Raw genomic sequence first — 18,391 nt, forward strand, 5'->3', positions numbered from 1 at the left:
GGACGAACACCGCGCTGCTTGCAGCGTTTGACCCACAATCGGGGCTTAGCCATGCGCTGGCCCCGTTTCGTATCTGAGTGCTGGGCAGTGATACCATTCACTCATCATGTCCGCAGACGGCGCCGCGATACGTAGCAGCCCTAAGGATTCGACCGGATAATGCCTTGAGCCTTGCTGGGCCATTGCATGGGGATGGTTCTCCGCACCCTCCCCTTCCACCTGCGCCTGACTTGCGCGTCCCTGGCCGCGTTCATCACCATGGCCTTCACTTCGTCGCTGAGCGGCATCGCCCAAGCCCAAGCGAGCGAAGTCGCCGACACCGAACGCGCCCACTTCCCGGTCTGCGTCGGCTCTGGCCGGATCACCTGCATCGTCGATGGCGACACCATCTGGTATCGCGGGACCAAGATCCGCATCGCCGATATCGACACGCCAGAGGTCTCTCGCCCCGCCTGCCCGCGTGAGGCGCGCCTCGGCGATCAGGCGACTGCACGCATGCAGGCACTGCTGAGCGCCGGACCATTCAGCCTGGGGCAAAGCGCCGATGGTCGCACGTCTGATCACTATGGCCGCGCGCTCCAGGTGGTGACCCGCAATGGCCAGAGCCTGGGCATGATGCTCGTCCGCGAAGGCCTCGCCGAGGAGTGGGGCGGGCCGCGCATCAACTGGTGCTGATCGGGTGGCGCGGGCCGCGCCGCGCTGATACCACGCGGTATGATCACCATCCTCAGATTCGCCGCGCCAGGCATCGCCGCCCTCTCGCTCACCGTCGCTTGCACCCAGCCAGCCGAAGACGTAGCGCTGCCAGCGGCCGCTGACACTCAGGCTGAGTTCTGGGCCGCGCTCTCCACCCATTGCGGCAAGGCCTATGCTGGCCAGCTCACCAGCGAGGACGAGGCGGATGCGGACTTCGTCGGCAAGGCCATGGTCATGCAGGTCCGCGAATGCAGCGATACGCGCATCGCCATCCCCTTTCACATCGAGACCGAGCCCGGCGTTTGGGACCGATCGCGCACCTGGCTGATCACCAGGACCGATGCCGGTCTGCGCCTTAAGCATGATCACCGCCACGAGGACGGCGAGGAGGACGAGGTCACCATGTATGGCGGCGACACCGCCAATGCCGGCACCGCCATGCGTCAGGAGTTCCCCGTCGATGCAGAGAGCATCGCCCTGTTTGAGCGTCCTCAGTTCGGCGACACGTACTGCGCCTCTGTGGTCAACATCTGGAGTGTCGAGGTCGACCCAGCGGACAGCGAGACGCCCACCTTTGCCTATACCCTCAACCGCCCAATCCGCATGGCCCGTGACAAGGGCGATGATGGCTCCTGCCCGGGCCGCTACATGGGCCGCACCTTCCGGGTTGAGTTCGACCTGACGAAGGAGGTGGAGGCCCCGCCCGCCGCCTGGGGCCAGGTGTAGGCGCACGCTCCGCGCCATCTCACCCGCGCTCGGCTCGTCGCTGCTGAGCCACGCTTGGAACGCCTGGAACACTGTCTTAGCGCTTAAATTCAATCGATCACAAAGCGTGCCTTTGATCGCTTTTTCCGATTGAAACTGCACGTGATCCATCCACGCTGTATACCCGCGCAGGGTCCCTGTAGGAAAGCAATGCTGGCGACCTGATGCCTCGGTTCAGCGGCCCCAATCGTCCGAACCGCCCTCGTTAAGGGCATTCTCGTCACCGCCGCACAGACAGAGCTGCGCACGGCCTATTCGTCATCGGGCCTGTGGTGTAGCGTGAAGCGTGCGCTAGGCCGCGAAGGATGATCCAATGGCAAAAGTAAACGCATGCGATGTGCCGGAGGGCAGCCTGCTCGCCGAATTTGGCGGGCCGGATGATTACCGCGATTGCTTTGCGCGCGCGGTGCCGGGTGAGGTGACGTTGGCGGCGTTTATCGAGCGGTTTTATTGCAGCATGGCGTTCCGGCCGGAGCGGTTGGCGCTGGGCCTGATCGGACGCGGTGCGAGCAATGCAGACGCGGCAAAGCTGGCGCGCGGCGAAGCGCAGACCTTCGCGGCGTGGAATGTGGTGGATCGGTGGGAGACTGATGCAGAAGGCTTGGTCGCGGAGCACGGACCCGGAGGGTCCGCAAGGGCGCCAGAAGTCGGGGGCGCCCGCCCGCAGGCCCGCGAGGGCCGAGGAGATCGCACGCCGGATGGCGTGCGGAACACAAACAACCCGCAAATCCTGCTGCGTGATTTCTCTGGCGCAACCGCAAGCTGGCTCTCGGTTCAACCCGGCGAGGGCAGCACGGTATTGATGTTTGGCAGCTGGCTGACCCGGCCCGACCGCCCGCTCGTCAAAGCCGCGATCCCGTTTCATGTGTGGTATTCAAAGGTACTGTTGGGCGGGGTTTAGATTGTCAAGTCAAGTGGTAGATCAGAAATGTCTCGAAGACGCTTTCCTGCGATCATTGTTTCCAACTGCTCAATTCGGTCGTCACCACCAACTATATGCAGTGCTCTTTGCAACTCAGGCAACGCAAAGTGGTAGACACAATCTAAATCGCCTGTGCCAAGCGCCAAAGATGCAAGCCGTCCGGGGGTTGGCTCACCAGTCACCACACAAATATGTGGCAATCTGCCCTTTCGGTTTCGAACGAGATTTAGACCCTCTGACCGCGCGTTTTGAGCACGATCACTTCGGATGGTCCACTTACAACTTATCGAAGCATGCAGCGTGCACAACTCTTGGTTGACAGCGCGGATGCTCGAATGACGTCCCGTTACTTTATCAACTAGTTGACCGTTAGCATTAATTTGTTCGTCGCCTTCCGGCTCGCGCCCGACGACAACATCTGGTTTAATCAAATAATCCGACCCAAGAGCGGTTGCCATTTGTGGGTATTGAGCAGCAAGCTGTTCAAGATCATCAAGGTGAGAATATTGGTCAAACTCGGCGATCTGCCCACCTTTCCTTACGAAAAACTTGCCTGGTCTGAGACCAGAAAAGCGTTCAAAAGAAGTTGCTACAAAACGGGCACAAATCTCTTCAAAGCTTGATCCAGCAGTTTGGCCGGGCAACTTCTCAGCAGTTGACACGTCTCCAATCTCGTCGAGAAGAGCAAGAGCTATAGCTTTGGATACTCTACTTCCTCTATCAGCATTACTTGGAACGCCATTTGCGTCGACCGTCAGTATCGATCCAAGAAGTGTCGCGTGAAACTCTCGTCTTGCTTCGGTGAGAAATGCAGTCATCAAGCCGCTGCCGTCACGGGAAAGAGGCCTTTCGCGTTAAGCGTCATCTTCAGTTTTTGTGCAACAACTTTGGCCACTGGCGGCGGAAACGCGTTGCCGATTTGACGATAACTGGTCGTCTTGCCACCGGAGAATTGCCAACTATCCGGAAAGCCTTGAATTCGTGCCGCCATTCTCAATGTCAATCGAGGCATGCCAACAAAGTCCGGTTCAGGAGCGTCGTTTGCCAGACTTTTTCCCTCTACACCGAGCGAAGCCCATGCACGGCGCGCACGTGTCGGGCCTAGATCTGGCCCTCCATGCTTTTTTGACCCCCCAACAAGCGTTGGGGCAATTTCATTTGCCCGCTCGGCCCACTGATCAGCTCCACGCCAGCCGTTGGATGCCATTAAGTCCCGCAGACACTCGCCGACGGTAGGCGGATTTTGTGGCTGGACTTCCGGCCAGTCGAAAGCGTCTACAAGTTCTTTTCGAAGCGCGACAATCACCACTCTTGGGCGGAGTTGTGGTACGCCAAAGTCAGATGAATTCAGCAACCGCCAATCGACGTGATATCCAAGTTTCGAAAGCTGCCTTTTAAGCTGCCCGCGATAGTCTTCAAATACAGCAGAAAGAAAACCGCGGACATTTTCTATCATTACTGCTTTTGGTTTAATCTCATCAATCAGTCTGATCGCCGCAGGGAACAGGTTACGCTCGTCTTTCTCGCCAAGCTGCTTCCCAGCAACCGAGAATGGTGGGCAAGGCAGTCCCGCCGTTAGCAGTTCTAAGCCTTGGAACGGCCTTCCATCGAATTCCGCCATATCCGTTGCTCGAACGTCCCAATGAGGGCGGTTGAGCTTCAGCGTCTTGGCAAACTCAGGTTCAATCTCGACTAGCGCCTCATGCCGAAACCCGGCTTGCTCAAGACCAAGAGCTTGGCCGCCAGCACCGGCGCAGAATTCGATGGAATGCATGCGATACTCCCTATCTATCGCAAGCGATATGTTCTTTGTCTGTTCCGGTCAAGCGGAACCCTACTCCGCCGCTTCGGTTTCTCCGAACATATCCGGGCCGCCTTCGTCCGCTGCCTCTTCGTTCGCCGCGTTCGCTTTCTGGCGGTTGTCGAAGCTGGACCACACGGTATTCCAGTCGCCCTTGGTTGCGCCCTTTGAGTATTCGGTCGCGCGGGTTTCAAAGAAGTTCGCGTGCTCAACGCCGTTCAGTAGCGGGCTGAGCCATGGCAGTGGGTGCTCATCAATCATGTAGATCGGCTGGAGGCCCAGCTGGCCCAGACGCCAATCGGCGATGTAGCGGATGTACTTCTTGATTTCCTTCGCGCTCATCCCGTTGACCGGGCCCATTTCAAACGCGAGGTCGATGAACGCATCTTCCAGCCGCACGGTCTTCTGGCAGACATCAACGATGTCTTCCTTCACCGCCTTGGTCAGGCAATCACGCTCTTCACAGAAGGTGTGGAACATCTTGATGATGCCTTCGCAGTGCAGCGATTCGTCGCGCACGGACCAGCTGACGATTTGCCCCATACCCTTCATCTTGTTGAAGCGCGGGAAGTTCATCAGCATCGCAAAGGACGCGAACAATTGCAACCCTTCGGTAAAGCCGCCGAACATGGCGAGCGTGCGGGCAATATCCTCGTCGGTGTCGACGGTGAATTGCTGCATGTAATCATGCTTGTCGGCCATTTCCTCATATTCGAGGAAGGCGGAATATTCGCTTTCCGGCATGCCGATCGTATCGAGCAGGTGGCTGTACGCCGCGATGTGCACCGTCTCCATATTGGAGAATGCGGTGAGCATCATTTTGATCTCGGTCGGCTTGAACACGCGGCCATATTTGTCGTGGTAGCAATCCTGCACTTCGACGTCGGCCTGAGTGAAGAAGCGGAAGATTTGCGTGAGCAGATTGCGCTCATGCTCAGTGATCTTTTGCGCCCAGTCGCGGCAATCCTCACCCAGCGGCACTTCCTCTGGCATCCAGTGGATTTGCTGTTGACGTTTCCAGAAGTCGTAAGCCCACGGATATTCGAACGGCTTGTAGGTCTTGCGGGCTTCGAGCAACGACATGTGGTGTTCCTTAGATTGGTGTTCTTTGGCTCTTATAGGGAATCAAACTACGAAACCGAAGGCAAGGAGGTTGATTCATGCGGGGATAAACCGTGCAAAATGTGAGTCGAACCGTGTGGGGGCATCCGTCCTCTTCCGCGCCCTTGCAGCCCATGCAACGGCCCCGCGCGCGTCTGGTGCAAGTGCCGCCATCGGCGCGCATAAAGTGCATAGCATATTACGCGATCCTAACCCAGAATTAAGCACCTCTTGCTAGGCGCGCGGTAATGGGTGTTTTACGGCAATTCTTTCCAGCACATGGTGGGCTGGTGCGCGCAGCAAGCGAGGCTGCTGGCTCGGATGCGGGCGGCCATGCTGGTGCGGCGCCTGCTCGCGTGTCTGATCGAGCGCCTCAAACACTGCCAGCGGCCACCTTTGCGCCCGCTCAAGGCAGCGGCGATGCGCCTAGCCAGCGATACAGACACCAGCGGGCCGTATCTCGACGCTGCGGCGCTCGACACGGTCATCCGCGATGGCTCTGCCGAAGGCTCCTGGCCATTGCCGATCCGCCAAAGCTATGCGCTCGAGACCGTGGCGCGGCAAAAATCTGACCATCGGTTCTTGTTCGTTCTCGGGTTTTTGATCGGGCTTGCTACGATCCTGCTTGATCTGATGATCCACCCGGCAATAGCCGCCGAGGGGGCCTTCTTAAGGGCAATTGTAATCATTCCCATCACCGCTCTTGGCCTGATGGCTGGCGCGCGCGGATGGCACAGGCTTATGTCGGTCTGCCTGGGAATAGCCCCGATCGCATTTGTCGCGGTGATCGTCCATCTGGCGTTACAAATGCCGACAGAAAATACCGCGCGCTATCTCACTGCCACGGGACTTATCATTGGCATCGCCAATATCGTCTTTCCGTACTCCATGCGCCAGTTGTTGGCGTTTAACGCCGCCTTTATTTGCGCCGCATTTGGCATGGTGATGCTTGGCAGCTCTGATGGTTTTACGCACTATCTGGATTACCTCGCCCTGCTGTTCGTGGTGAGCGGCGCGACTCTGCCGCTGGCATACCGGATCGAACGGCTGCGCCAGCGCAATTTCCTGCTCAGCCTACGTGCCTCCGAAACATCGCGCGAGCTCACGTTAGCGAACCGGGCTTTGCGCGAATTGTCAGAGCGAGACCCGCTCACCGGGATGGGTAACCGGCGCTATTTTGAGCAGGCCTTCGCCAAGAAGATCACACCGGCGGGCCAGGCCGATGATGCGGGCGCCATGCTCTCAAGTGGCCGTATCGCGATCATGATGATTGATCTGGACAGCTTCAAACTGTTCAATGACACCAACGGACACCGGGCGGGCGATCAATGCCTGCTGCTGGTCGCGCGCGCATTACAGCGCGTATTCAGCGATAGCGATGGAATTGTCGCGCGCTATGGCGGAGAGGAATTTGTCGCTGCCATTCGCGAACGCGCGCCCGGCGATGCCGCGCGCCTGGCGGAGGAGGTTCGCCATGCAGTGGCGACCATGAAGCTGCCTGCCAATGTGAACAACACCTCGCGCATTACCACATCGGTGGGCGTAGCGCTGTCGCCAGCCACAGCCACGCTGCCGCGCGAAGATCTGATCGAGATGGCGGATGCGGCACTTTACAATGCGAAGCGAAGTGGCCGTGACCGAATTGAAGTGGTCGAGGTTGCAAAGCCGATGCGCCTTAGCGCTTGATGGCCGCGCGCCGCATGGCTCGCCTAATCAGAGCGGCGGCTCTTTGATCCGAAGAAGCTTCCCCCGCCCAACACCGTGATGCCAAGGAAGAAGCCAAAATCATACCAGGCGCCTTTATTGGGCACGGCGTAGACGGCAATGTCCGGATTGAACAAAGACCCTATCCAGGCCCATGGAAAGACGAACCCATGCCATAGGCCCCACAGGAAACCGGGCGTTCCTTCATCACTGGCGACCCCGGCATCAATCTGGCTGGCGCAGGCGGACAGCAGCACAATCAATCCAGCCGCGGTGAGCACGCGCAGCGGGCTCATGATAGTCCCGCCTCAATTCCAATCCAGATCTGTGGTTGCATCGCTCAAAAAACCTCGATTGCGCCAACATCCGGCAAGACAAATTTCAAGATAACATAGGCCAGCAAGGGAAGCGAAACGGAAGCGAGCATCATCAGATTGACGACATTATCGCGCATCATCCCGCGCGCTCGCATGAACATGAAAATCGGAATGTCTATAATCGCGACAAACAATAAGAACCCAGGCAAAACAATATCTAAGCTCATTTTATCCTCGCGCGGCTTGGGCGGGTAATGCGGCGTCTAAACAAAGCGGCGGGCCGATCCGCCCCTGCTTTCGTCGCGGTAAGCCTTTGCCGCCGCGTTCCAATCCGCCGCAGCCAACGCGGTGAAGACACGGTCTGGCAATGGTCGGGTGAAGGCCAATCCGGCATTGCCGCCAATTTGCCAGGCGACCTCGGCCAGATGCGGACCGGTGCCCGCGATATACAGGCGAACATATTCGCCGAGCTTAAGGCGCCCCTGCCGGTCGTGGATCATGCAGCCGCCAGCGGACAAATCCTCAAGCTCCACATCCCACTGCATCCCGCGCGATGTGCGGTATGATCCAGTGGCGTTGAGCGGGACACGTGTAGATTGCCGGGTTTTCATAGCGTTAGGCATACAACCATGAGTTTGATGCAAAGAAAAGCCCCTATGCACAATTGCTTGATATGAAGGGCGAATGCGGGGCGTGGATCACCCAATTGAATGCAAAGTCTCTGGGCGAAAACGCCATGAAAAAGCCCCCGAAAGCGTGACGCTCGCGGGGGCCTTTATCATTGAATTGACTCTGCGAACTCACTGGCAGCTGAGGCACTCATCATAATCTGTTTCTGGCACACCCAGATCCGCCTTCAGCTCAATCTCTGGTGCGTCGGCGGTGTTGTCAGCCTCCACTCCGCCGGCAAAGCCTGCGCGCTGGATTGATTTGGAGCGGAGATAATAGAGCGATTTGATGCCCTTCTCCCACGCCTGGAAGTGCAGCTGCATCAAATCCCATTTCTCGACATCGGCCGGAATGAACAGGTTCAGCGATTGCGCCTGGTCGACATAAGGCGAACGGTCCGCGGCGAATTCGAGCAGCCAGCGCTGATCGATTTCAAAGCTGGTTTTGAACGATGCCTTTTCTTCGTCGGTCAGGAAGTCGAGGTGTTGGACGCTGCCGCCCTTCTCCAGGATCGAATTCCAGACATTGTTGGAATCCTTCGACTTCTCACGCAGCACTTTTTCCAAATATGGGTTCTTCACGATGAAGCTGCCCGATAGGGTTTTGTGCGTGTAGATATTCGCCGGGATCGGCTCGATACAGGCACTGGTGCCGCCGCAAATGATCGAGATCGACGCGGTCGGTGCAATCGCCATCTTACAGCTAAAGCGCTCCATCGCGCCCATGTCTGCCGCATCGGGGCAAGGCCCGCGTTCCTGCGCCAGCAGCATGCTCGCCTCAGACGCCTTGGCCTGAATATGCTTGAACATTTTGAGGTTCAGCGCCTTGGTCATCGCGCTTTCAAAGCCGAGCCCCTTCGATTGCAGGAAGGAGTGGAAGCCCATGACGCCCAGACCCACACTGCGCTCACGCTCTGCGGAATATTTGGCGCGGGCCATCTCGTCCGGCGCGCGGTCGATGTAGTCCTGAAGCACGTTGTCGAGCATGCGCATCACGTCTTCGATGAACTGCTTGTCGCCGTTCCACTCATCCCATTTTTCCAGGTTGAGCGAAGACAGGCAGCAAACAGCCGTGCGGTCATTGCCGAGGTGATCAATGCCGGTTGGCAGAGTGATTTCGCTGCACAGGTTGGAGGTTGAAACCTTCAGGCCCAGATCGCGGTGATGCTTTGGCATCATGCGGTTCACCGTGTCGCTAAACACAATATATGGCTCGCCGGTTGCCAGACGGGTCTCAACCAGTTTCTGGAACAGGCTGCGGGCATCGACTTCGCCGCGCACTTCACCGGTCTTTGGCGATTTTAGGTCAAACATGTCGCCAGAACGGACCGCTTCCATAAATTCGTCGGTCAGCAGCACGCCGTGGTGCAGGTTCAACGCCTTGCGGTTGAAATCGCCCGATGGCTTACGGATTTCGAGGAATTCCTCAATTTCCGGGTGCGATACGTCGAGATAGCATGCCGCAGAGCCGCGCCGCAGCGAACCTTGCGAGATCGCCAGAGTGAGGCTGTCCATCACCCGCACGAACGGGATGATGCCGCTGGTCTTGCCGTTTAGGCCAACCGGTTCACCAATGCCGCGCACATTGCCCCAATAGGTGCCAATGCCGCCACCTTTGGAGGCCAGCCAGACGTTTTCATTCCAGGTGCCAACGATGCCATCGAGGCTGTCTGACACAGAGTTCAGATAACAGCTGATTGGCAGGCCGCGCGAGGTGCCGCCGTTCGACAGGACCGGGGTTGCCGGCATGAACCACAGCTTTGAGATATAATCATACAGACGCTGGGCGTGATCCTGATCATCGGCATAGGCATCGGCCACGCGGGCGAACAGGTCCTGGAAACTTTCACCAGGCAAGAGATAGCGATCAATCAGCGTTTCTTTGCCGAACTCGGTCAGATTATTATCGCGCGATGGATCGGTTTTCACGTCGAATCGGCGGTCATTGACCTTCTTGCTGTCAGGTTCAGCCGCAGCTTTCGCTACCTCTGCAACCGCGCCAGCCAAGGCCTCGCCCGCTTTCGCGGCGACCAATTCTTCGCTGCCTCTATCGTCTGCTTGCATATCCATCGCCTGCTTTTCGGTTGTGCTGCCTTCGCCTGATGATTTGGCCTCTGCTGGGGCCACATCAGTCTGCTGGTCGAGACCGTCGGTCACACCCATGGCTGCATCGTCTCCGTTCCGAAAATCCATTTATCCTTGCCCCGCTTATGCCTCGCAGTGGTTTTATCCTTACCCATGCGATGTTCTTTATGTGTTCGACTCGGCAGGACGTGTCCCACCTAGCATTAAAAGTACCCCAGGGCGCGGATTACTTATCCCCGCTACCCACAGCCCCAGCCGCATTTTGCCCGATCTTCAGACCGAATCTGCCCCCATCGCAGATATGGTGTCTGCGCCTGACTTTAACTAGGTCTTGTGGGTGTCCTTGCGGCAAGAACCACTAAATACTGAATCAGAGGGGCCTCAGACGCAAGAGGGTAAATGTAAATTTACCATGTCGATCGGCTCAAACGGCTGGTGTGTTATATCGCTGCAACGCCGCGACGCGCCGGAAATGCTAGGGTCGTCAAACGCGCAAGCCCTAAAATGAATCTGCGAAAAAATTTTTGCGGGCAAAACCGTGATGAAGACCCTTTGAATCATTCGAATCGAACCGCGCAATTTTTGAATATGCCTGAGCCTGCAGTCGCAAAATGACGCAGGCGTCCCCTGATCATGAGGGCGAGCGAGACGCAATGAACAGATCAGCGCTCCAGCGCAGCTTTAGCGGATCCGTGTTAAAGCGCTCTTTTGGCGTGTCGGTGGTGGTCGGCACCGCATTGACCGCTATCAATCACGGCTCATGCGATTAATGCGTCCTGACCCTAAGCCGCGACCGTTTCACTGGCACTGGCCGACGCAGCATGTTCGGCGATCTCGCCTGCGATCTGATCAATCAGCGGCACCGGCAGATCATGGCCCCAGCCGGGGATCGTTACCAGCTTTGCGCCTTTGATCGCTGCTGCGGTTGCGCGGCCGCCTTCGACCTTTACCAGCGGATCATCCTCACCGTGCAGCACCAATGTCGGCGTGCTGACACTGGCCAGTCGGGCAGTGCGATCGCCATCGTCAATGATCGCGGCAAGCTGGCGCGGCAGGCCAGCGGGATAGACGCTGCGCTGGACCCCGGCGCGCACTCGCTCACGCTGCCAATCGGGATCGGCGCGGTAGCCGGGCGAACCAATCGCCTGCACCACCTTCATCCCGTGCTCGACCAGATACTCTTCCTCTATGGAAGTCAGCGGCGCTGTGAGTGTTTCAATCGCCTGCTTGTCCGCCTGGGGCAATTTGGGATCGCCCGTGGTGGAGAAAATCGAGGTTAGCGAGAGCAGCTTATGCCCATGATGCACCGCCATCAATTGCGCGATCATCCCGCCCATGCTTGCGCCAACCACATGCGCCTGGCTGATGCCCAAGGCATCGAGCAAGGCCGCGCCATCATCGGCCATATCTTTTAGCGTGTAAGGCACCTTTGCGGGCCAGCCGATCTTTGCGCGCAGCACCTGCCACACCACGCCGGGCGCCTTCGCACCTTCAAATTTTTGAGACAGGCCAATGTCGCGATTGTCATAGCGGATCACGCGGTGCCCCTTGGCCACCAGCGCCTCAACCAGCTCAATCGGCCACAAGGTCATTTGCGCGCCCAGCCCCATCACCAGCAGCACAGACGGATGGCCCGCTTCGCCATGCTCTTCGTAAAACAGTTCAATTCCATTGGCCGTGATGCTGGGCATATTGGGTGTTTCCTCTCATTCTTACGAATGACGATAACACGCGATTCTGCCCGGGCAAGATGACGTAAGGGAAGCCAAAGCCACGCACCGCAACCCGCCCCTTGTTTTTGGCAAGAGGCGGGCGCGGGTCATGCCGCCGAGGCGGCAACTGAGAAAAGCATCAGGCCACTTAAATCCCGACGGTGATGAATTCGCGGCTCTCATCGGCGGAGGCCAGGCGGGTGCGCTCTGACTTTTTGAGTTCGGCGGCCAGCCGATCATGGATATGGGCATTGTCGGCAAAGATGATACTGGCCAGAAAGCGCGCCTTCGCCCGGTTCGCCACGGGCACTTCGTCCAGCGTGTCGAGTTTGCGCACCGCGCGCTTGGCCAGCCGCTCGGCGATCCAATTGGCGCCGCTCTTGTACAGCTTTATATTATCGGCCCTGCCGTCTTCGCCCAACGTAAAGCTGACCTGGACGATACCATTGTTGGGCCGAAGCCTTGCTGAGCTCGGCCTATGCGAGAGTGCACGGTTTAGATCGCGCGTTGTCTTCTCTCGCCACTCCGCCATCGCAGGCTTGGATTGAACAACGATGGGCTCATCACCGCCTGCCAGTGCGGGGGTAGCGGCAGGCAATGACAGCATCAGCGCAAATGCGCTGCTGGCGGCTAGTTTGGTAAGGGAATTCATTGGATCATCCTCTATAAGGTCTCTGGATGATCGGCCTTGAGACCGTCAGCGCCGAGCACAGTCCCAACACTCGTGCAATGGCATCTTTGGTCGATCGGACGCGGCGGATTTGTGCTACTCAGCGGGAAGAGAAAAGCACAGGGGATCTTCCGCTCGCGTCCAATTGCAAACTGGAACAGGGTTGGGGGCAACGCAATTGCCGCTCGCTTAGTGGGCGATCAGGCTGGACGAACGACGGCTGTGATCGGCGAGCGGGGAATATGGACCGACGAAGGGAAAGGCGTCTTATCCAGGGCGGCGGGGGTACGCAGCGCGAGACGGCGGTCCGGCAAGCACGTTCAAGGCCGCCAGTCAGGCCCAGCGACTGGGAAGCCTTCCGCCTCCAGTTGATCGAGAACGCCGTTCTCCTCAGCCAGCACGCGCAAGGGAACAACCGCCAATGTCACCCCCGTCTCGCCGCCAGCCTCGGCAATCATACCAGTCCATTGGTCGCGTATTTCCGTGCCCAGTTCTTGATCCGCCCACGGCCAGCATTGGCCCAGCGCAATCTCCAGCGGGTTCGCCATCACGGCGGGCACATCAGAGCTGCGCCAATCATCGCCGCGTTTCTCAATCAGCTCCGGCCCGATTTCCGTCGCCGTCATCGCCGCCTCCAGACACGGGATGTGTGAGGCAGGCTCTGCCGCGGCCAGATCATCGAGCAGGTCTTCGCCGCGAAACCGCTCTGGGCGGATAATTGGCACATCGGCCTTATCCGCCGCCTTGCGCACGATGTCAGTCGCATCTTTAGTAGTTTCATCATCAAAATCGAGCCGCCGCGCGAGCAGGTCAAACGCTGTCATCAAGAAACTGCCGCGGGCATAATCCTTGTCATAAGTCGTCTCCAGCGCGCTCAGCCGCGCCAGTTGCGTCTCATCAAGGTAGTCTGCTGCAACGGTTTTCTTGGGCAGCTTGGTAAAGCTCCCGCCGCTGAAAATCAGACGGAAGACATCGCCTGGAGACACCTTGGGCTGGGCGCGGATGATCACGCGCTGCGCCTCGCCCGCAACCTCTTTCAACCGGTCGGGCTGCCACGGCGTTGCCTTGGGCACGGCGGCAATCTCGCCGACCAAAATGATAGTGCCGCTTGCCGTGTCGATCGTCCACATCGGCGCACCGGAACGCTGAGCGGTAACGACGATTGAATTGGTGGTGCCGCCTTGCGGCGGCTCTTGGGCCAAGGCAAATGTGGGGCAAAGACTTATCAACCAGAATACGCACCCAAATTGAAGGAAAGACCGCATCAGGCGCTCAACCCCCTCGCCCTAAAAAGTGATACGAAAGCGCGATTTAGCTTAGTCGACATAAACGGCAATAGGATCAATGAGAGTTTCGTTCGGCAATAGATTATACATAGCGTTATCAATGCCAACGACAGCGTCCTGCAAACTGAGAAGCGCCCCCCGAAGGTTTTCATTGTCGATTTCAGGCATGTCAGCGCTTTCCTCGCCAGACCGAGAAACCTGACCGATAATAACTAGATCACGCTCGGTTCGCCTACCATACTTCCTTATCATTAGACCTAATGGTTGACGAAGAAAACTCCGGTCCAACGCGGCCGTAAACAAACGATCATCTTGTTCGATCATGATCTCCAAAGAATCATCAAATGCAAACTCGAGCATCTCGGACATCGCCTTGGTGACCCTTGAGTCCAATTGCAAATTCATCGACTTGGCGAGCTCAATGATGGCTTTATCGCCTTTAACAACTGCCTTCTGCTTCGCATTCCGATTCCGGTCGAGGGACTCTTCGGACAAGCCCCTCATCTCCCCAGTTTCTGCATCAATCACCTGCGTTATGACTAAGTTCTTTCCAAATTGATTGAACTTTTCAAACAGCATCCGAGCGTGTGGGATATCTTGAATAATCGCTTTGCCACGAACCTCTATGAACCTAGATGATTCTCCGTTCCTAGGAACGCCCAAAAGAGATTGCTCGCGCAGTTTTCGCTCAACCAAAGAAAAGGCATGATCAGAGAGGGTTTTGGTTTCAGCCCGCCCTATGCTTGACCTGAAAATGGCACCCAATTTCTCGCCGCTACCTATTGGGCCTTTTTGGCGCTCTTCCCGCTCTTTCTCATCATCAACAAACGACGATATTGATTCGACAAATCCGTCAAAAAGCTGCGATGAAACAGAAACTAGCTTGTCAGTATCCAGGTAGAGAAACTCTCTAATCAAATTTGTTTCGCTCTTTAAAGCGCTCATAGTGATCTTTCCTTGTACGTATAAGGCTCCACAGAGACAGCCCGACTCCCCATACCGAGACTGTGATGGCAAGTATTTCCGTGACTGCAAGGAAATCAATCATCTACTCGCCCCCAAAATTGAACGATGGCAAAGAAAGCAAGGCCCATTAAGCACGATACGCTCGCCAGTATCACTGCTATCCGCAAGACTCGCCCTTCTTGTGCGGATGGCATCAGCCCTGCTTGGTGCGCCAAGAGGAAACCGTATACAGTAATGAATAGCAGTGAGAGCCCATTATATGCGGTTCGAAATTTAAAGGATCCGTCACTCAAATCCTCGATTTCATTTATCATAGAGACATGGACAACGAGGCCTAGAGTAATCAGGTCCCCACTAAAGAATGGCTCAGTTTCTCCGTTTGAAATGTAGAAAGCAATGAGTCTAATCACCGCAGGAAGTAGTCCGACCCCCAAAGTGTACATGAGCCACTTGACGAAATTCGGCTTTCTCTTGATCGTACTCAAGGCACCAGCACCGTATCCTGCGGCACCTCGTCCATCTCCGGATAATCGAGCGTGTAGTGGAGGCCCCGGCTCTCGTGCCGCGCCAGTGCGCTCCTTACGATCAGCTTGGCCGCCTGAAGCAGATTGCGCAGCTCAATCAGGTCGGTGGTGACGACAAAACTGCCGTAGTAATCCTCAACCTCTTGGCTGAGCAGATCGATCCGGTTGGCCGCGCGCTCTAGCCGTTTGGTGGTGCGCACGATCCCGACATAGTTCCACATGAACCGGCGGATTTCGGTCCAGTTTTGCTTGATGACAACTTGCTCGTCGCTGTCTGCCACGCGGGTCGCGTCCCACTCGCGGATAGTGGGCGGCTGCGGCAGATCAGCCCATTTGGACAAAATGTCTGACGCCGCTGCTTCGCCGTAAACAAAGCATTCCAGCAGACTGTTTGACGCCAGCCGGTTCGCGCCGTGCAGGCCGCTTTCGGTGCATTCGCCCGCCGCCCACAGGCCGGGCAGGTCGGTGCTGGCATCCAGGCCAACGACCACCCCGCCGCAAGTGTAATGCTGGGCCGGGACAACCGGGATCGGCTGGCTCGTCATATCGATCCCCAGCCCGGTCAGTTTTTCATCAATGGTCGGGAAATGCTCGCGCACAAATTCCGGCGGCTGATGGCTGATGTCGAGATGGACATAGTCGAGACCATCGCGCTTGATCTGATCATCAATCGCGCGCGCCACGACATCACGCGGGGCCAGCTCCATCCGCTCTGCATCGTAATCCGCCATGAACCGATGCCCGGTTTCCGGATGGAGCAAATGACCGCCTTCGCCGCGCACCGCCTCTGTGATGAGGAAGTTTTTGACCTCCAAATTATACAGACACGTCGGGTGAAACTGCATCATTTCCATATTGGAGACGCGGGCACCCGCGCGCCACGCCATCGCAATGCCGTCGCCGGTTGCCCCGCGCGGCGCAGTGGAAAATTGATAGACGCGCCCCGCGCCGCCCGCCGCCAGCACGGTCGCCCGCGCAACATGGCTTTCGACCTCACCAGTTTCCTCGTTCAGAGCATAAACGCCCCAGACATGGCCTGCGCCGGAATAGCTGGTGCGGTGGCGATCCGTGATAAGGTCAATGCAGGTCCGCCCGGCCAACATGGTGATGTTCGGATTGGCGTTCGCGGCGTTGAGCAACGCCTCTTGCACCGCCCAGCCGGTCGCATCATCGACGTGCACGATGCGGCGATGCGAATGCCCTCCTTCGCGCGTCAAATGCAGATCGCCGGAATCCTGGTTAAACGGCACGCCCAGCTCAACCAAACGGTCGATGCTCGCAGGCGCCTGCTCGATCACAAACTCCACCGTCTCACGGTCGTTTAGGCTGGCGCCCGCCACCATCGTATCGCGCACATGGTTTTCAAATGTGTCGCCCGCATCCAGCACGGCGGCGATCCCGCCCTGTGCCCACGCGGTCGATCCGCCGGTCAGCGAACCCTTGGCCAGCACCAGCACGCGCTTGGTCTCTGCCAGCGCGAGCGCAGCGGTGAGGCCCGCCGCGCCAGAGCCGATAACGATAATGTCATACACCTTACGTCCAGACAAAATAATCCTCCGCCCAGGTGGAGCGTCCAAGTGCGGCGTCTATCTGCACGCTATCCCAGTTGCCCAAGCTGGTGAGAATAGAAAGGCTACAGTGCTTAAGCGAACCGTCGACCAACGATGGACGCCATATACTGTTATTTTTCCTTTTGCTTTTCAAGATTGTCAATCATTTTGGTTGTGATTTGGGACCACCCTAAAAACATCCCGATGCCGACACAAATGATTGGGAACCAAGTGGTAAATTCGCTACCGGTAATCGCCAGAACAACACCAATAATCGCTGCAATGCCCGGAACTATCCTGAGCTTTCTCATCAAAACCGCGATTTCCTCGGGTGATTTTTGTTCTGCCATCAATTTACTCCTAAACCGTTTCGCTGACGAGCGCGCATAGCGGGCAAGTCCATTCCTCAATAACGTGTCGAACTCTTTTGGCTAGTTTGCTGTTACCGTATGGTTTCATAAGAGTTTCATAGTGGTAACAACGCGACCAGTGACCTTAGACTCACCTATGGGATAAGATGCCGTCAGTCATTGTGCGTCATGGCTGTCCTATTGCGGCGCTGCAAGTCTACAGCTTAGCCCGCGACAAGACGATCAAAGCGCATAGCAATCGAGATCTTCAGCGACGCTGACGGGGCCAGAGTAACTCTTGGCAATCGCGGCAAGGCCATTTTCCAAATCATCCAACGACCGCTTCATATTATGCGTTAGCACCACGCGCGCAGGCGCCACTGCGCCCGCCAGCTCGCCAATTTCCTCTGGCGTGCGGTGCAGACCGCGCGGCTGGCCCGCCTGACCATTGATCACGTGGTGCGCGAACAGGATCGTGGGTTTGCTACCGGTAAGCTCGCTGGCAAATCGCTCGCTTTGCGCGCTTTGATCTCCGGTGATGACAAAACTTGCCTCGCCCACTTCCACCGCAAAGCCCAGCGCCGGGGCAGCGGCATGGTTCACCGGATAGGCAATTACCGAATAGTCGTTCGATACGTCTAGGCCTGCAGGTTCGCCCGCGCCTTGATCGGCCGCGATATCAGTAACGAGCAGCTCGCGCTTATTCTCGCTACCGTCGTCATAACCGCCGAGATAGGCAAAAGCGCCGCCATCTTTGGAAAGCAGGCGATCCATAAATTCGCTGGTGCCGGGGAAGCGTTCCGCGCCATCGGGGCCGTAAACCAGCAGCGGCAAGCCGGGGCCTTCAAACCCACCAGTGTTCAGAATACCTGCAAGGCCGCCAGCATGGTCCCCATGCAAGTGGGTGAGCAATATCGCATCGAGCGTGGCGACCTTGCCGCCTGCCTGAGCGAACCTCAGGAAACTGCCGGGTCCCGCATCGATCAGCAGCCGCGCCTCGCCGTCGATCCACAGCAGGTAGCTGGTGCCTGCACGGTCTGCCTCTGCAATCGGTCCGCCGCTGCCCAGCACTTGCAAGGCGGCGCCTTCGCTGGGGCATTTGGCAGGCTGCTCACCGCGCGGAATATTGGTGACCACGGCAGTGTTTTCAGCAGTGGAGGCCTGAGCATCGCTGCCGATGCTGGCCAATGAGCATGCACTGAGCGCAAGAGCCGCCAATACAGTGCTGGTCGTTCTCAGTGCGTGCATCTCAGTTCTCCTTTATTGGCGGCCAA

The 18,391-nt window shown here is 57.5% G+C and carries 18 protein-coding genes; 4 read left to right on the plus strand and 14 right to left on the minus strand.

Annotated features, from left to right (window positions below; genetic code table 11):
• Positions 1-186: 186 nt before the first annotated feature.
• The 3 genes from AC0V6Z_RS02885 (at position 187) to AC0V6Z_RS02895 (ending at position 2,362) form a co-directional block, all read left to right on the plus strand.
• The gene (locus AC0V6Z_RS02885) at positions 187-675 is read left to right on the plus strand and encodes a thermonuclease family protein (RefSeq protein WP_472639898.1); all 489 of its coding nucleotides are present in this window, start codon (positions 187-189) and stop codon (positions 673-675) included.
• Between the two features lie 39 nt (positions 676-714).
• Positions 715-1,422: a hypothetical protein gene (locus AC0V6Z_RS02890; protein ID WP_472639899.1), complete on the plus strand. Its 708-nt coding sequence runs from the start codon at positions 715-717 to the stop codon at positions 1,420-1,422.
• 352 nt (positions 1,423-1,774) lie between these two features.
• Positions 1,775-2,362, plus strand: coding sequence for a hypothetical protein (locus tag AC0V6Z_RS02895; RefSeq protein ID WP_472639900.1), 588 nt, complete (start codon positions 1,775-1,777; stop codon positions 2,360-2,362).
• On the opposite strand, the gene AC0V6Z_RS02900 is transcribed toward AC0V6Z_RS02895, so the two are convergent.
• Genes AC0V6Z_RS02900 through AC0V6Z_RS02910 form a run of 3 tightly spaced genes read right to left on the minus strand, consistent with a single transcriptional unit; the run spans position 2,359 to position 5,267 of the window.
• Positions 2,359-3,201, minus strand: a complete 843-nt coding sequence (locus tag AC0V6Z_RS02900) for an NgoMIV family type II restriction endonuclease (protein WP_472639901.1) — start codon at positions 3,199-3,201, stop codon at positions 2,359-2,361. The two genes, AC0V6Z_RS02895 and AC0V6Z_RS02900, sit on opposite strands and share 4 nt — an antisense overlap.
• Positions 3,201-4,157, minus strand: a complete 957-nt coding sequence (locus tag AC0V6Z_RS02905; RefSeq protein ID WP_472639902.1) for a DNA cytosine methyltransferase — start codon at positions 4,155-4,157, stop codon at positions 3,201-3,203. Before AC0V6Z_RS02905 ends, AC0V6Z_RS02900 begins: the two co-directional genes overlap by 1 nt.
• A 60-nt stretch (positions 4,158-4,217) precedes the next feature.
• The gene (locus AC0V6Z_RS02910) at positions 4,218-5,267 is read right to left on the minus strand and encodes a ribonucleotide-diphosphate reductase subunit beta (RefSeq protein ID WP_472639903.1); all 1,050 of its coding nucleotides are present in this window, start codon (positions 5,265-5,267) and stop codon (positions 4,218-4,220) included.
• A 270-nt stretch (positions 5,268-5,537) separates the two neighbouring features.
• On the opposite strand from AC0V6Z_RS02910, the gene AC0V6Z_RS02915 reads away from it, so the two are divergent.
• Positions 5,538-6,971: a GGDEF domain-containing protein gene (locus AC0V6Z_RS02915; RefSeq protein ID WP_472639904.1), complete on the plus strand. Its 1,434-nt coding sequence runs from the start codon at positions 5,538-5,540 to the stop codon at positions 6,969-6,971.
• A gap of 23 nt (positions 6,972-6,994) precedes the next feature.
• Here the strand turns inward: AC0V6Z_RS02915 and AC0V6Z_RS02920 are convergent, their stop codons facing one another.
• The 11 genes from AC0V6Z_RS02920 to AC0V6Z_RS02970 all read right to left on the minus strand — a co-directional run bounded on the left by AC0V6Z_RS02920 (position 6,995) and on the right by AC0V6Z_RS02970 (position 18,365).
• Positions 6,995-7,285: a hypothetical protein gene (locus AC0V6Z_RS02920; protein WP_472639905.1), complete on the minus strand. Its 291-nt coding sequence runs from the start codon at positions 7,283-7,285 to the stop codon at positions 6,995-6,997.
• Between the two features lie 44 nt (positions 7,286-7,329).
• On the minus strand, positions 7,330-7,533 hold the full coding sequence (locus AC0V6Z_RS02925) for a hypothetical protein (RefSeq protein ID WP_472639906.1): 204 nt from the start codon (positions 7,531-7,533) through the stop codon (positions 7,330-7,332).
• Between the two features lie 36 nt (positions 7,534-7,569).
• On the minus strand, positions 7,570-7,917 hold the full coding sequence (locus AC0V6Z_RS02930) for a PilZ domain-containing protein (RefSeq protein ID WP_472639907.1): 348 nt from the start codon (positions 7,915-7,917) through the stop codon (positions 7,570-7,572).
• 189 nt (positions 7,918-8,106) lie between these two features.
• On the minus strand, positions 8,107-10,167 hold the full coding sequence (locus AC0V6Z_RS02935) for a ribonucleoside-diphosphate reductase subunit alpha (RefSeq protein WP_472639908.1): 2,061 nt from the start codon (positions 10,165-10,167) through the stop codon (positions 8,107-8,109).
• Positions 10,168-10,841: 674 nt separating this feature from the next.
• Positions 10,842-11,750 carry an alpha/beta fold hydrolase gene (locus AC0V6Z_RS02940; protein WP_472639909.1) on the minus strand — a complete coding sequence of 303 codons (909 nt, stop codon included), beginning with the start codon at positions 11,748-11,750 and terminating at the stop codon, positions 10,842-10,844.
• A gap of 169 nt (positions 11,751-11,919) precedes the next feature.
• Positions 11,920-12,423, minus strand: a complete 504-nt coding sequence (locus AC0V6Z_RS02945; protein WP_472639910.1) for an energy transducer TonB — start codon at positions 12,421-12,423, stop codon at positions 11,920-11,922.
• Positions 12,424-12,761: 338 nt separating this feature from the next.
• Positions 12,762-13,670, minus strand: coding sequence for a TraB/GumN family protein (locus AC0V6Z_RS02950; RefSeq protein ID WP_472639911.1), 909 nt, complete (start codon positions 13,668-13,670; stop codon positions 12,762-12,764).
• A gap of 87 nt (positions 13,671-13,757) precedes the next feature.
• Positions 13,758-14,672: a DUF6414 family protein gene (locus AC0V6Z_RS02955; protein WP_472639912.1), complete on the minus strand. Its 915-nt coding sequence runs from the start codon at positions 14,670-14,672 to the stop codon at positions 13,758-13,760.
• A gap of 502 nt (positions 14,673-15,174) precedes the next feature.
• Positions 15,175-16,764, minus strand: coding sequence for an L-aspartate oxidase (gene nadB, locus AC0V6Z_RS02960; RefSeq protein WP_472639913.1), 1,590 nt, complete (start codon positions 16,762-16,764; stop codon positions 15,175-15,177).
• 134 nt (positions 16,765-16,898) lie between these two features.
• Complete coding sequence (locus AC0V6Z_RS02965; RefSeq protein WP_472639914.1) at positions 16,899-17,117, minus strand: hypothetical protein; 219 nt, start codon at positions 17,115-17,117, stop codon at positions 16,899-16,901.
• A gap of 243 nt (positions 17,118-17,360) precedes the next feature.
• Positions 17,361-18,365 carry an MBL fold metallo-hydrolase gene (locus AC0V6Z_RS02970; RefSeq protein ID WP_472639915.1) on the minus strand — a complete coding sequence of 335 codons (1,005 nt, stop codon included), beginning with the start codon at positions 18,363-18,365 and terminating at the stop codon, positions 17,361-17,363.
• Between the last annotated feature and the right edge of the window lie 26 nt (positions 18,366-18,391).

This window comes from Erythrobacter sp. SN6-5 (genome assembly GCF_057364945.1).

What these genes read in the sequence shown, in the direction of transcription:
- AC0V6Z_RS02910 (WP_472639903.1), bottom strand. Translation starts at nt 5,267, where the DNA reads ATGTCGTTGCTCGAAGCCCGCAAGACCTACAAGCCGTTCGAATATCCG.
- AC0V6Z_RS02885 (WP_472639898.1), top strand. Translation starts at nt 187, where the DNA reads ATGGGGATGGTTCTCCGCACCCTCCCCTTCCACCTGCGCCTGACTTGC.
- AC0V6Z_RS02940 (WP_472639909.1), bottom strand. Translation starts at nt 11,750, where the DNA reads ATGCCCAGCATCACGGCCAATGGAATTGAACTGTTTTACGAAGAGCAT.
- AC0V6Z_RS02925 (WP_472639906.1), bottom strand. Translation starts at nt 7,533, where the DNA reads ATGAGCTTAGATATTGTTTTGCCTGGGTTCTTATTGTTTGTCGCGATT.
- AC0V6Z_RS02930 (WP_472639907.1), bottom strand. Translation starts at nt 7,917, where the DNA reads ATGAAAACCCGGCAATCTACACGTGTCCCGCTCAACGCCACTGGATCA.
- AC0V6Z_RS02955 (WP_472639912.1), bottom strand. Translation starts at nt 14,672, where the DNA reads ATGAGCGCTTTAAAGAGCGAAACAAATTTGATTAGAGAGTTTCTCTAC.
- AC0V6Z_RS02970 (WP_472639915.1), bottom strand. Translation starts at nt 18,365, where the DNA reads ATGCACGCACTGAGAACGACCAGCACTGTATTGGCGGCTCTTGCGCTC.
- AC0V6Z_RS02895 (WP_472639900.1), top strand. Translation starts at nt 1,775, where the DNA reads ATGGCAAAAGTAAACGCATGCGATGTGCCGGAGGGCAGCCTGCTCGCC.
- AC0V6Z_RS02965 (WP_472639914.1), bottom strand. Translation starts at nt 17,117, where the DNA reads ATGGCAGAACAAAAATCACCCGAGGAAATCGCGGTTTTGATGAGAAAG.
- AC0V6Z_RS02920 (WP_472639905.1), bottom strand. Translation starts at nt 7,285, where the DNA reads ATGAGCCCGCTGCGCGTGCTCACCGCGGCTGGATTGATTGTGCTGCTG.
- AC0V6Z_RS02945 (WP_472639910.1), bottom strand. Translation starts at nt 12,423, where the DNA reads ATGAATTCCCTTACCAAACTAGCCGCCAGCAGCGCATTTGCGCTGATG.
- AC0V6Z_RS02890 (WP_472639899.1), top strand. Translation starts at nt 715, where the DNA reads ATGATCACCATCCTCAGATTCGCCGCGCCAGGCATCGCCGCCCTCTCG.
- AC0V6Z_RS02935 (WP_472639908.1), bottom strand. Translation starts at nt 10,167, where the DNA reads ATGGATTTTCGGAACGGAGACGATGCAGCCATGGGTGTGACCGACGGT.
- AC0V6Z_RS02900 (WP_472639901.1), bottom strand. Translation starts at nt 3,201, where the DNA reads ATGACTGCATTTCTCACCGAAGCAAGACGAGAGTTTCACGCGACACTT.
- AC0V6Z_RS02905 (WP_472639902.1), bottom strand. Translation starts at nt 4,157, where the DNA reads ATGCATTCCATCGAATTCTGCGCCGGTGCTGGCGGCCAAGCTCTTGGT.